The sequence below is a fragment of the Chryseobacterium sp. SG20098 genome (genome assembly GCF_031844745.1).
Taxonomy (GTDB): Bacteria; Bacteroidota; Bacteroidia; order Flavobacteriales; family Weeksellaceae; genus Chryseobacterium; species Chryseobacterium cucumeris.
On the sequence record NZ_CP134622.1, the window covers coordinates 455,950 to 468,405 of the forward strand.

The following is a 12,456-nucleotide window of genomic DNA, read 5'->3' on the forward strand; positions in this document are numbered from 1 at the left end:
AATTTTTAAAAATATATTGTGTTTTTTTGTTTAACTATTGTTTTATGTTGTAAAATTATTTAAAATTGTAGCCGTAAATATGTAATATAGAAATGAGAAAATTATTCAGAGATCTAGTTACACATTTAATGAGAAAAAGATAGAATTACTCCCTCACACAGATGCAGCATTACGTTGCATCTTTTTTTATGACAACTATCATTTGCCTGTCTTGGTGAACTCTCTTACTTTTGGACTCTGTTAAAAAACTACGGAAACGATTATGATCAAAAAGATAGGAAGTGCTTTTTTTCTGGGATCTTTACTTTGGGTAAATGCACAGGAAAAGACAACAGATATTGAAAGCATCGAATTTCAGGGAAAATTTATCTCTACACCTTATAAAAGTGCCAATCAGAACATCAGTGTTATCACCAGAGAAGACATTGTAAATTCTCCGGCTAAAAGTATAGACGAAATCCTTCAACAGGTGCCAGGAATGGATATCAGAAGGAGAGGAGCTAATGGTGTGCAGAGCGATATCGGTTTTCGTGGTAGTTCTTTTGAGCAGGTTCTTCTGTTGTTGAACGGAATCAGGATGAATGATTCCCAGACCGGACATAATAATATGAATATTCCGGTAGATCTGGATGAGGTAGAAAAGATAGAAATCATAAAAGGTCCGGCTGCAAGACGTTTCGGGCAGAATGCTTATGCCGGTGTTATCAATATCGTTACCAAAACTACCCCAGGGAAAAAAGTAAAAATCAGTGCAGAGGGTGGAGATTACGGCAGCTATGGTCTGGGATTTAACGCGCAGATCGGAAATGAAAAATTCACGAACTCCCTGCAGGCGAATTCAGCTTCATCAGAAGGATATATGTTCAATACAGATTATGAAATCAGGAATGTATTTTATCAGGGAAAGCTGAATATCAAAAACGGAGATGTAAGAGTACAGGCCGGGTTTTCGGAAAAGAAATTCGGAGCCAATGGTTTTTATGCTTCCAGTGCTGCTACCAAACAGTATGAGGAAACACAGGCCTCTATTGTAAGTGTAGCTCATCAGCAGACTTTTGGAAAGCTGAAGCTTAACTCTAATGTGTATTGGAGAAGAGGGCAGGATATGTATCTTTATGACAGATGGAATCCGGATTTTTACCGAAATATGCACATCGGAAATAACGTAGGTGGAGAAGTGAATTCCAGCTATCAGTGGGGGTTGGGAATAACCGGAATTGGTGTTGAAATTAGAAAAGAATTTTTAATAAGCAGTAATTTGGGTGACCGAAACCGTTTTGTATCTCAGGTTTTCTTTGAACATCATTTTTCATTACTGGATAAAAAACTGAACATCAGTCCGGGAATTTCATGGGCTAATTATTCTAAAGAAGGAAATTTCTTTTATCCGGGGCTTGACGTAGGCTATAACTTTAATACTAATTCTAAAATCTACGGAAATATCGCAAAAGTACACCGTGTACCCACTTTTACCGAACTTTATTATTTGAGTAAAACGGAACAGGGAAATCCGGATTTACAGCCTGAAAATGCTTTGTCATCAGAGATAGGTTATCAATATCAAAATAACAGAATTTTAGCAAAAATAAGTGGATTTCTTAGGAATTCCAGCAACTCTATTGACTGGGTAAAAAAAGACCTTAGTGATAAAGTATGGTATGCCCAGAATGTAGGAGATATCAAAACAAAAGGAGTCGAAGCCGAGTGGAGCCACAGACCGACAGACTGGTTAAAATATACAGTAGGATATACTTATATTGATAGTAAATATGAAGAAAAAGCTGGTGTGATTTCAAGATATATTCTGGACAATCTGAAGCATCAGTTTGTGTCTAAGTTAGAGGTGAAATTCCTGAAAAACTTTACCAATGAGCTTGTTTACCGTTACAATGAAAGAGTCAATCTGGGAACCTATAATCTTGTAGATGAGAAGCTGAGTTTTGTTAAGAAAGATTATTCAGTGTATGTGTTGATTAACAATTTGACCAACACAAAATATACCGAAGCATTTGGGGTGGGAATGCCGCAAAGGTGGTTCCACATTGGGTTTTCTTATATAATTAATATTAAGTAGGTGTTAATTTAATATTAATGAAAGTTAATATTAACAAATTGTTAAAAAATATACATTTGCAAAAATTTTTTATGAAACGTCTTATAGGCTTAGGTTTATTACTTGGAATATCTTTTTTTAAAGCGCAGGAACACATTTCCAGCTTCAATGCAGTGACTCTGACCTATAAGTTTCATCCGAAATTTTTCCTTTATGCTGAAGGGCAGATGCGTGGTAACGAAGATTATACCTACCCTGATTATTATGAAATAAAAGGGGGGCTAGGGTATAATCTTACCAAAAACCACAAACCTTTTGTAGGACTGGGAAGATATGTTAACTATAAAGAACATAGCCTGAGCAGAGAGGAGTTCAGGGTATGGCTTCAGGACGTTATTGATATCAAGAAAGGTATCGTAAAGTTTGAAAACCGTTTCCGTGCTGAAAAGAGCTGGTTTTACGAGCCAAAAACAGATCAGACTTCCCAGAGAATGCGTTACAGATACCGTCTGAACGTTAGTGTTCCTTTGAACGCTAAAACCATTAAGAAAGGAACTGTTTTCGCTAATGCTTATGACGAGGTTTTCTTTGTCTCTCCGATGAAGCCTACTTTCGCCAGAAACAGAGTCTATGGCGGTTTCGGCTATCAGATCGATGATTATTTCGGAATCGTGAGCGGATATCTGTGGCAGCGTGAATTTGAAGCAAAAGGAAACAAAAATTTACATTTCGTTTACCTTGCGTTAAATATCAATATCGATGGAACAGATCATCACACGAAGAGTTACGATTTCCCGGGTGCGGATTAATATTTCTCTATCAGATAGCGATAGGCTTTCAGGTATTTATTGAATCTTTTGATATCCTTAGGAGTAAGCTCTCTGTTTACTCTTCTGAGATCCATATTATCACGAAGATCATTTAGTTTTACAGCTACAGAAAGGAGAGATCGTTCCGTTCTTTTAATGAATTCATCATAGTCTTCTTCCGGATCAAGCTTTGTAAGGCAGCTGATGGCAAAAATAATATATTCAGGAAATCCTTCCGACCTTAAATAGTCCAGACTAAACTCCTGTGGATGGTCTTCTACAACATCGTGAAGTACTCCAACGATTTTTTCATCCAGTGTTTTACCATAGTTCATCACCCGCATTACGTGGGCAATGTAGGGAGCATGGTATTTATCGGTTTGTCCTTTATGAGCCTTATCGGCGATTTTGATTGCTTTATTCAGTAATTCTTCTTTTGTCATTTCTAATGAAAAATAGAGTACAAAAATAAAAAATGCCTTAAAAAAATAAGACATTTTATGAAGAATATTTTATATGATTTTAAAAGTCTGTTTCGTCCTCTATATGAGCATGAGGAGCATTGTTTTTTACAGATTCTATTCCGTTTTCCATACCATTGTCAGATTCATACATCTGGCTGGTTCCGATGATCTGTCCGTTTCCGGCTTTTAGATTAAAATAACATCTGCCGTCATTGGCTGTATTTCTTTCAAATTTTGCATCTTCCTGTGCATTGAGTTTTACGGATCCGATTCCGCTTTCACAGGAAGGTTTGGTACTGTATCCCTGGCTGGTTAAAATAACCTGCCCGTTTCCAGCTTTGAGGTTGAACTGAAAGTCTCCGTTTGTTCTTTTAGAGATAATAAATTTTCCCATGGTAATAGTTTTTAGTTTGTGTTATGTTATTTGGACGGTAGTATTTTTTTCCGATTGACCTGAAGCTTATCTGGAGTAATCGAATTTAAAATTTTATATTGTGAATAATCCTTTGAAGATTCTTTTAAAGCCAGATAAAGAATTGTATCATTGGGCTTAACCGTTAATATTTTGTAAAGTTCTTTTTGAGGTTGATCGGGTTTCAGAGCAAAATATCCCGGGAATTTCCCTTTAGCAACAATTTTTGTGGTATCCATCTTGGGAACAGGAAGTAAATTGTCTTTTTTTTGTGCTGAAAAAGTAACGGAAATAAGGAGTATTGGAAATAATAAAATTTTCATGTGTTAGTTATTTTAAAATAAAAATAATAATTTTTTTTGAATAACCTTGCTAAATACCATTAATTTCAATGGATGTCATAACTGATAAAGATCAAAAAAGCGCCTCAAAAATTGAGACGCTGAATCAAATTTATGTTATTAAAGACTAATAAGATCCTTTCTCGATATAGTGAGCGGCTACTTTTTCAGTAAGCGCTACTACATTCGGATGGTTGGTATATTTAGTGAATCTTCTTAATCCAGAAAGCATCATTCTCTGCTCATCTCCTTCAGCAAAAGAAACAATTCCTTCTTTAGCTGCAGTGATGATTTTCTCAACAGCTTTGTAAAGATTTAACTGAGCCATAGCTGCTTCTACAGATTCAGGAGAGAAGTGTTTCTCTGCTCTTAGTACTGCAGATTCTGCCATGTAGATCTGGTTAAGGATTTCAGATGCATTCAATAATAAATGCTGTTGTTTTTCAATATCCATCATATATTTCTGAAGAGCTGCTCCGGAAACCATTAGGAATACTTTCTTAAGGTTTGCGATAATTGCTTTTTCTTCGCTCATGAATTCTGAATAATCAGGAACTTCAAATGAAGGGATACCCATCAATTCTTTGCTGATGGCCATAGCAGGTGATAAAAGATCCAATTCACCTTTCATCGCTCTTTTAATAAGCATTCCTACGGCTAATAATCTGTTGATTTCGTTGGTACCTTCATAGATTCTTGAAATTCTTGAATCTCTCCATGCAGCTTCCATAGGAGTGTCTTCAGAGAATCCCATCCCTCCGTACACCTGGATTCCTTCGTCTGCTGTGTGCTGGGCAAGGTCAGAAACGAATACTTTAAGGATTGAGCATTCTACCGCGAATTCTTCAACACCTTTCAGTTCTGCTTCCTGATGGCTTAATCCACCTGCTACTAATTCGTCAATTTTATCCTGAACGTTTTTAGCTGCTCTGTAAGAACCTGCTTCACTTACGAAAACTCCGGTTGCCATTTCAGCAATTTTCTTTCTGATCGCTCCGAAAGTAGCGATTGAAACACCAAACTGTTTTCTTTCGTTAGAGTACTGGATAGAGTGGTTTAAAATTCTTCTCTGTGCATCAAGACATGCTGCAGCCAATTTGATACGGCCTACGTTCAATGCATTCAAAGCGATCTTGAAACCATTGTTTCTTTCTCCTAAAAGATTTTCCACAGGAATTTTCATATCATTGAAGAAGACCTGACGGGTAGAAGAAGCACGGATACCTAATTTATGTTCTTCTTCTCCGAAAGTTAAGCTTTCAGGGTTTTCAAGTTCCGATCTGTTGATGACAAATCCTGTGATATTTTTATCATCATCAATTTTAGCAAATAATGTAAATGTATCTGCAAATCCTGCATTGGAGATCCACATTTTCTGACCGTTGATGATATAATGTTTTCCGTCTTCGGAAAGTTTTGCTTTTGTTTTTCCTGAATTGGCATCAGAACCAGCATCTGGCTCTGTCAGACAGTAAGCTCCGAATTTTGTTCCCGTTGCTAAATCCGGAAGGTATTTTTTCTTCTGCTCTTCAGTTCCGTAAAGAACGATTGGCAGGGTTCCAATTCCGGTGTGTGCACCATAAGCTGTAGCCAATGAACCTGTAGTTCCTGATAGATAATCACAGGCAAGCATTGTAGTCACAAAGCCCATTCCAAGACCTCCGTATTCTTCAGGAACAGCGATTCCCAACATCCCCATTTCTCCCAGTTTACGCATGGTCTCTTCAGTAAATGCGTAATCTTTCTTCTCAAAACGTTCTCTTTGAGGAACTACTTCTCTATCTATAAATTCCTTCGCAGAATCACGAAGCATCTTTTGTTCTTCATTCAGTTCTTCAATACTGAAAATTTCATTTGCAGGAATCTTTTTGATCAGGAATTCCCCGCCTTTTAATGTAGCCATATATTATTTTGTTTTTTAAATTTTTTGAGACCTTCAGATAATAGACGGATAGATGATAGACTTTTATACTGTCTATTTTCTTTCGGTCCATTATCTCCTAGTCTTTTGTTTTCTTAGTCCCTGTTTAAAGTATTCTGAAATACCATTGTTGCTTTTTGAAATTCTTCAATCTTAATTTCAAAGATTTCAGTTTTTTCATCAGATAAATATTTTCTATGATTTGCTAACAATATTTATGTTTGCAATTCAAATGAAGAACCTAAAGAAATATCCAAAAAATGACTAAAAGACTTATTTGTCCTGCTTGAACCTTCAGCTATATTTGATGGAATTGAAATTGCACATCTGTCCATTTGATTTTTCAAACCATACTTTTCATAAATCGGAAAAGTATCTGTAAGATCTAAAGTTAATCTTGATAATTCCATACTCATTTGCCAAATTTTAAGCTTTTTAAAATTGTGCCTCTTAAAAAATCATTCATTCATTTTTGGTGTCTTTAAGTCTATTATCTATCCGTCTATTAAAGAAGTTCAAAAATAGAAGCTGCTCCTTGACCGGTTCCTACACACATAGAAACCATTCCGTACTTGTTGCCTCTTCTTCTCATTTCGTCAAGAAGTTGTACTGTCAGTTTTGTTCCTGTACATCCAAGCGGGTGTCCAAGGGCGATTGCTCCTCCGTTTACGTTTAAGATATCAGGATTTAAACCTAATTCTTTTTTAATAGCAACAGATTGAGAGGCGAAAGCTTCGTTAAGCTCGATCAAATCGATATCTTTTAATTCTAAACCAGCCTGTTTCAATGCTTTTGGAATAGCATAAATTGGCCCCATTCCCATGATTCTTGGTTCTAATCCGGCTGCAGCATAAGCCACTAATCTTGCCTCAGGCTCCAGTCCTAATTCTTTTACCATTTCCTCACTCATTACCATTACGAAAGCGGCTCCGTCACTCATTTGAGAAGAGTTTCCGGCAGTTACGCTTCCTCCGTTGGCAAATACAGGTCTTAGTTTTGCTAATCCAGCTAAAGAAGTATCAGCTCTAGGCCCTTCATCTACAGAGAAATCAAACTTTTTAGTCTGCAGTTTCTGATTTTCGTCCAGGAAATTATATTCTACAGGAATCGGAACAATCTGGTTGGCAAATTTACCTTCCTGATTAGCTTTTAAAGCCTTCATATGAGATTCAAAAGCAAACTGATCCTGTTCTTCTCTTGTAATATTATATTGTTTTGCAACTTCTTCCGCTGTGTAACCCATTCCCCAGTAATAATCAGGGTTTGTTTTTGCGATATCCGTTTCAGGAACCGGCTTATAACCTCCCATAGGAATATATGACATAGATTCTGTACCACCCGCGATGATACAATCTGCCATACCAGCCTGAATTTTCGCAGAAGCAATAGCAATTGCCTCACTTCCTGATGCACAATATCTGTTCACGGTTACTCCCGGAACTTTATCGGTATTTAACCCCATCAAAGAGATCAGACGCGCCACATTAAGCCCTTGTTCAGCTTCCGGCATTGCGTTTCCTACGATAAGGTCATCAATTCTGTTTTTATCTAATTGTGGTAGCTCAGCCATTAATTTTTCAATAACGGTAGCCGCCATGACATCAGGTCTTGTAAATCTTAAACTTCCTTTTGGAGCTTTTCCAACGGCAGTTCTGAAACCTTTTACTATGTATGCTGTTTTCATTTTGTTTGTAAATTTTTGTAAAATGTATAATGTAAAATGTCAGTTGTACTATATTCAGTATGGCTGCATAATACCTTGTACAATTCTATTTTGAATAATTTTGTTTTAATTTAATTATCATATTTTGAATATGCCTGATTTCAGTCATTAGTAAATCAAAATCATTTTTCTTTATAAATTCCAAATCATTAGCAATGATGATTTGAGTTTCAAATTCAAATGAAGAACCTAATGCAATGTTTAAGAATTGACAAAACTGAGGATTGGTATCTCTTCCAGCTCCTTCAGCAATATTAGATGGAATAGAATATAAACTTCTCCTTGATTGTGAGGTTAAACCAAATAACTCATCTTTAGGGAAATTTTTAGAAACAATATAATAATGCTTGCAAAGCAGAATTGATTTCTTCCAAACTTCTAAATCTCTAAAATTATGCATGCCAATACTTTTTACATTTTACATCCGACATTGTACAAATTAGTTTCTTAATGGTTTTCCGTTCTGTAACATGTACTGGATTCTCTCCAGAGTTTTTCTTTCTCCACAAAGCTGAAGGAAAGTTTCCCTTTCAAGGTTCAATAGATACTGTTCCGTTACAACTGTTGGCTCTGATAGATTTCCACCTACCATCACGTTGGCTAGTTTATCAGCAATTTTCTTATCGTGTGCAGAAATAAAGTTTCCGGTTAACATCTGGTCAGTTCCTACGTAGAACATTCCTAATGCGTCTTTACCCAAAACTTTTACTTTCTGTTCGATGGGCTGGGTATAGCCTTGCTCTGCTAATAGTTTCGCTACTTTTTTCGCTTCAGCAATCTGTCTGTTTTTGCTTACGGAAACGATGTCTTTTCCTTTTTCAAGGATTCCCATATCGTAAGCTTCGTAAGCAGAAGTAGCTACTTTACCCATAGCGATGTTCATGAAAGCATCACGAAGTCTGTTATTTTTAACATCATCATTGTGGAATTCTCTGGAAGTTCTTAAAGTCAATTCTTTAGTACCACCACCACCAGGAATGACTCCAACTCCGGTTTCTACAAGTCCTATATACGTTTCTGCCGCTGCAACCACTCGGTCTGCATGCATGGTCATTTCGCATCCTCCACCTAAGGTCATTCCGTGAGGAGCAACTACTACAGGAATAGAAGAGTAGCGTACTCTCATCATTGATTTCTGGAAGTAAGCAATTGCCATATTCAAATCATCCCAATCCTGCTCAATAGCCATCATAAGAATCATCGCAAGGTTGGCTCCTACAGAGAAGTTAGCTCCCTGATTTCCTACAACCAATCCATCATATTCTTTTTCTGCCAAATCAATCGCTCTGTTTAATCCGTCAAGAACTTCACCTCCAAGAGAGTTCATTTTTGAACGGATCTCAAAGTTGATAATTCCGTCTCCCAAATCTTGGATAGCAGCCCCTGAATTGCTCCAAAGCGTTTTATTTTTTCTGATATTATCTAAGATGATGAATGCATCCTGACCAGGGATCTTGTTGTATTCTCCTGAATTTTTATCAACGTAAATGCTTTGACCCTCGTCATTAACTTTATAGAAAGTTTCTACATTTTTCACCCAGTCAGAAACTTCGTATCCTGCATCTTTTGCCAGTTCAATACCTTTCTGAACACCTACGGCATCCCAGATTTCAAATGGACCGTTTTCCCATCCGAAACCGGCTCTCATCGCATCGTCAATTTTATAGACCTCGTCAGAGATTTCAGGTACTTTATGCGAAACGTAAGCAAATAATGCTCCTAAAGACTTTCTGTACAATTCACCAGCTTTATCTTTACCACCAATTAATACTTTAAATCTGTCAATCGGTTTATCTATAGATTTTGTTAATTCCAGAGTAGGGAAGGATGATTTTCCTTGAAGTTCATACTCCAAAGTATCAAGGTTTAATCCGTGAATTTCAGATTTTCCTTCTGCATTTTTCACTTTTTTATAGAAACCTTGTTCTGTTTTTGAACCTAGCCATTTATTATCCATCATCTTCTGGATATAAGGAGGAAGGGCAAATACATCATTGAAGTCATTCGCTTCAGCACCGCTTTGACGAACTCCGTTGGCTACCATTACCAAAGTATCAAGACCTACAACGTCAGCTGTTCTGAATGTAGCAGATTTTGGACGTCCGATTACGGGACCTGTTAATTTATCAACATCAGAAACGGTAAGTCCTAATTTCTGTACATTGTGAAGAAGATCCATCATGGAGAACACCCCGATTCTGTTGGCAATGAAAGCTGGTGTATCTTTGGCTAAGACAGTCGTCTTACCCAGGAATTTCGCTCCGTAATTCATATAGAAATCGATGATTTCAGGAGCTGTATCGGTAGTTGGGATAATCTCTAAAAGAGGAAGATATCTTACCGGGTTGAAGAAGTGTGTTCCGGCAAAGTACTTCTTGAAATCCTCGCTTCTCCCTTCTGTAAGGAGATGAATAGGAATACCGGATGTATTGGAAGAAATTAATGTTCCCGGTTTTCTGAACTGTTCAATTTTTTCGTACACAGACTTCTTGATATCAATTCTTTCAACGACTACTTCAATGATCCAGTCGGTATTTTTTATTTTCGGCAAATCATCATCGAAATTTCCGATTTTGATTCTGTCTGCAAACTTTGGTGAATAAAGAAGTGCAGGACTTGCTTTTTTAAGTTTTTCAAAGTTTTCGGAAGCAATTCTGTTTCTTACTGCTTTGTCATCTTTGGTCAAACCTTTTTTCTGTTCAGCTTCAGTAAGTTCAAAAGGAACAATATCCAAAAGTGATACTTCAACGCCGATGTTGGCGAAGTGAGCAGCGATTCCGCTTCCCATAATTCCTGAACCAAGAACCGTTACATGTTTGATTCTTCTTTTCATATGTAAATTTTTATTTGTATAAGATGATATGAACCCGAAGGCTTCATCATAATTTATTTTCGGTTATTTAATAATTCGTTGGCTATTTTCATGATTTCACCCATCACATCTTTGAAAGCCTCCAGTTTTTCCGGAGAAATTTTTTCCATCACCTTCTTGTTGAAATTCACAACGACTTCCTTAGACATATTTCTGGAGTTTAATCCTTTATCTGTAAGTTTGATGATCACCTCTCTTTTATCAGTGGTGGTCTTCTCCTTATAGATGTATCCATTATCTTCAAGAAGTTTGATGATTCTCGTTAATGAAGTGGGTTCAATAGCCATCTTCGGTCCAAGATTGGTACTTCGAGTTCCTTCTTTAGGATCTATTTTTAAAAGTGTGAGTGCTTGTACCGCTGTGGAATCATGTTCCTGGGCTAATTCTGTGTACATTTTAGAAACAGCCAGCCAGGTCTGCTTTAAAATTAAATCTACGTTTTCTATTTTTTCCTTATTATGATCCATCATTTTTGCGCCAATGGTTTTACCCAAATTTAATAAATATTATGCATGCATAATATTTATTAACGTTAAATTTTGTTAATAGGCTGTAAATAAATGGATTAAATTGTATGATTAGCATAATACTATGCATGCATAGTATGTGGATAAATCAAAGAAAATCAAGTATTAATGAATGTTTGAGACTAAAATGATAATTTCTTCAAAATATTCACATTGATAGGTAGCGGAATCTTTAGTAATTACCCAAAATGGGTTCTGAAATTCGAAATTCAGGTCAGACAGGTCTTTTTGGAAGTTTTTTTGAAGCAGAGAATACAGCATTTCCTTGTGAAACTGTGGTGCAGAGATCACAGGCGGAATAAAGGTCTCATTGATTTGAAATAAGGAAGCATTCGTAAGTTCATTATGCTGAAGCAAAATGTCCTCAACAATTCCGGAATACAAATGATTTTCCTTTACATACCATATTTTGTCTGCGAATTCTTTGGCCAGTCGCCAGTCATGGGAAGAAAAAAGGATAAGCTTGTTCTGTTCTTTAGCCAGCTTTCTTAGGGTTTTTAGAATGATGATTTTATTTTTTTCATCCAAATGGGTAGTAGGCTCATCCAGAATGATAATAGGCGAATTTTGGGTAATAGCACGGCCAATAAACGCTTTCTGAAGATTTCCATCTGATAGGTTTTTCAAAAGAGTATATCGGTACTGATTAAGTTGCAGTTCTTCAATAATATGGCCAACCTCTTCACGATCCTCTTTTTTAAGTTCAAAATAAAAAGGGTAGTAGATATACTTTCCCAGAGAAATAAGATCTTCAACGGTATAATGCTGTGGAATAACTGACTTTGAAAAGACAATGGCAATATTCTCCGCAATCTCTTTTACCGAAAGTTTTTTTACATTTTTTCCATTAATAGAAATTTCCCCATTCAGTAAAGGGAGCTGATGCAGGATAGATTTGATTAATGTTGTTTTCCCTACACCGTTATTACCAATCAGCAGGCATACATCACCAAGCCTTAAATCTGCATTGGCATTGGAGATTAATGTGGTATTGTATCCGATATTTGCCTGTTTGATCTGTAGGTGCATGTTTAAAAGAAGAATAGTATTAGAAATAAAAAGATAGGGAGAAAACTTAAAAATAGATATAAGAATTTATTTTTTTTAACTTTCCATAAGGTATAACCACCTAAAATAAGAGAGCCCCAGAATGCTGTAGGTAACGCAAACATAATCCACCAATTATGACCCCAAGAATAAATCCAATGTAATTTCTGATTCATCCGAAACATTTTTGAATACTCCAGAAATACAAAATTTACTACAAACAAAATGATGTGTGCAGAAATTAGTTGTTTTTGTGTTTTTTCAATTTTCATTGTTTCGTTTATAAC

Annotated in this window: 12 protein-coding genes; 2 read left to right on the forward strand and 10 right to left on the reverse strand. The window is 36.3% G+C overall.

Features of this window, described 5'->3' with window-relative positions:
* The first annotated feature begins 262 nt into the window (after positions 1-262).
* Complete coding sequence (locus tag RHP76_RS02045) at positions 263-2,074, forward strand: TonB-dependent receptor plug domain-containing protein (protein WP_311229355.1); 1,812 nt, start codon at positions 263-265, stop codon at positions 2,072-2,074.
* A 71-nt stretch (positions 2,075-2,145) separates the two neighbouring features.
* A complete protein-coding gene (locus tag RHP76_RS02050; protein WP_062670101.1) occupies positions 2,146-2,862 on the forward strand; it encodes a DUF2490 domain-containing protein in 717 nt (238 codons plus the stop codon).
* On the opposite strand, the gene RHP76_RS02055 is transcribed toward RHP76_RS02050, so the two are convergent.
* From RHP76_RS02055 to RHP76_RS02100, 10 genes are all read right to left on the reverse strand, one after another.
* Positions 2,859-3,305 carry a phosphohydrolase gene (locus tag RHP76_RS02055; RefSeq protein ID WP_041461800.1) on the reverse strand — a complete coding sequence of 149 codons (447 nt, stop codon included), beginning with the start codon at positions 3,303-3,305 and terminating at the stop codon, positions 2,859-2,861. The two genes, RHP76_RS02050 and RHP76_RS02055, sit on opposite strands and share 4 nt — an antisense overlap.
* Positions 3,306-3,384: 79 nt before the next feature.
* Entirely contained in the window at positions 3,385-3,720 is a 336-nt protein-coding gene (locus RHP76_RS02060; RefSeq protein ID WP_062670100.1) for a YegP family protein, read from the reverse strand.
* A gap of 26 nt (positions 3,721-3,746) precedes the next feature.
* Positions 3,747-4,061, reverse strand: coding sequence for a hypothetical protein (locus tag RHP76_RS02065; RefSeq protein ID WP_120230934.1), 315 nt, complete (start codon positions 4,059-4,061; stop codon positions 3,747-3,749).
* 145 nt (positions 4,062-4,206) lie between these two features.
* Positions 4,207-5,982 carry an acyl-CoA dehydrogenase FadE gene (locus RHP76_RS02070; protein WP_311229356.1) on the reverse strand — a complete coding sequence of 592 codons (1,776 nt, stop codon included), beginning with the start codon at positions 5,980-5,982 and terminating at the stop codon, positions 4,207-4,209.
* 233 nt (positions 5,983-6,215) lie between these two features.
* Positions 6,216-6,416 (reverse strand): four helix bundle protein, encoded by a 201-nt coding sequence (locus RHP76_RS02075; protein ID WP_311229357.1) that lies wholly within the window; start codon positions 6,414-6,416, stop codon positions 6,216-6,218.
* 89 nt (positions 6,417-6,505) lie between these two features.
* Positions 6,506-7,684, reverse strand: coding sequence for a thiolase family protein (locus tag RHP76_RS02080; RefSeq protein ID WP_114822156.1), 1,179 nt, complete (start codon positions 7,682-7,684; stop codon positions 6,506-6,508).
* An 85-nt stretch (positions 7,685-7,769) separates the two neighbouring features.
* Complete coding sequence (locus tag RHP76_RS02085) at positions 7,770-8,123, reverse strand: four helix bundle protein (RefSeq protein WP_123278367.1); 354 nt, start codon at positions 8,121-8,123, stop codon at positions 7,770-7,772.
* Between the two features lie 39 nt (positions 8,124-8,162).
* The gene (locus RHP76_RS02090) at positions 8,163-10,556 is read right to left on the reverse strand and encodes a 3-hydroxyacyl-CoA dehydrogenase/enoyl-CoA hydratase family protein (RefSeq protein WP_311229358.1); all 2,394 of its coding nucleotides are present in this window, start codon (positions 10,554-10,556) and stop codon (positions 8,163-8,165) included.
* Between the two features lie 53 nt (positions 10,557-10,609).
* Positions 10,610-11,062 (reverse strand): MarR family winged helix-turn-helix transcriptional regulator, encoded by a 453-nt coding sequence (locus RHP76_RS02095; protein ID WP_062671553.1) that lies wholly within the window; start codon positions 11,060-11,062, stop codon positions 10,610-10,612.
* 165 nt (positions 11,063-11,227) lie between these two features.
* Positions 11,228-12,151 carry an ABC transporter ATP-binding protein gene (locus RHP76_RS02100; protein ID WP_311229359.1) on the reverse strand — a complete coding sequence of 308 codons (924 nt, stop codon included), beginning with the start codon at positions 12,149-12,151 and terminating at the stop codon, positions 11,228-11,230.
* Positions 12,152-12,456 lie beyond the last annotated feature (305 nt).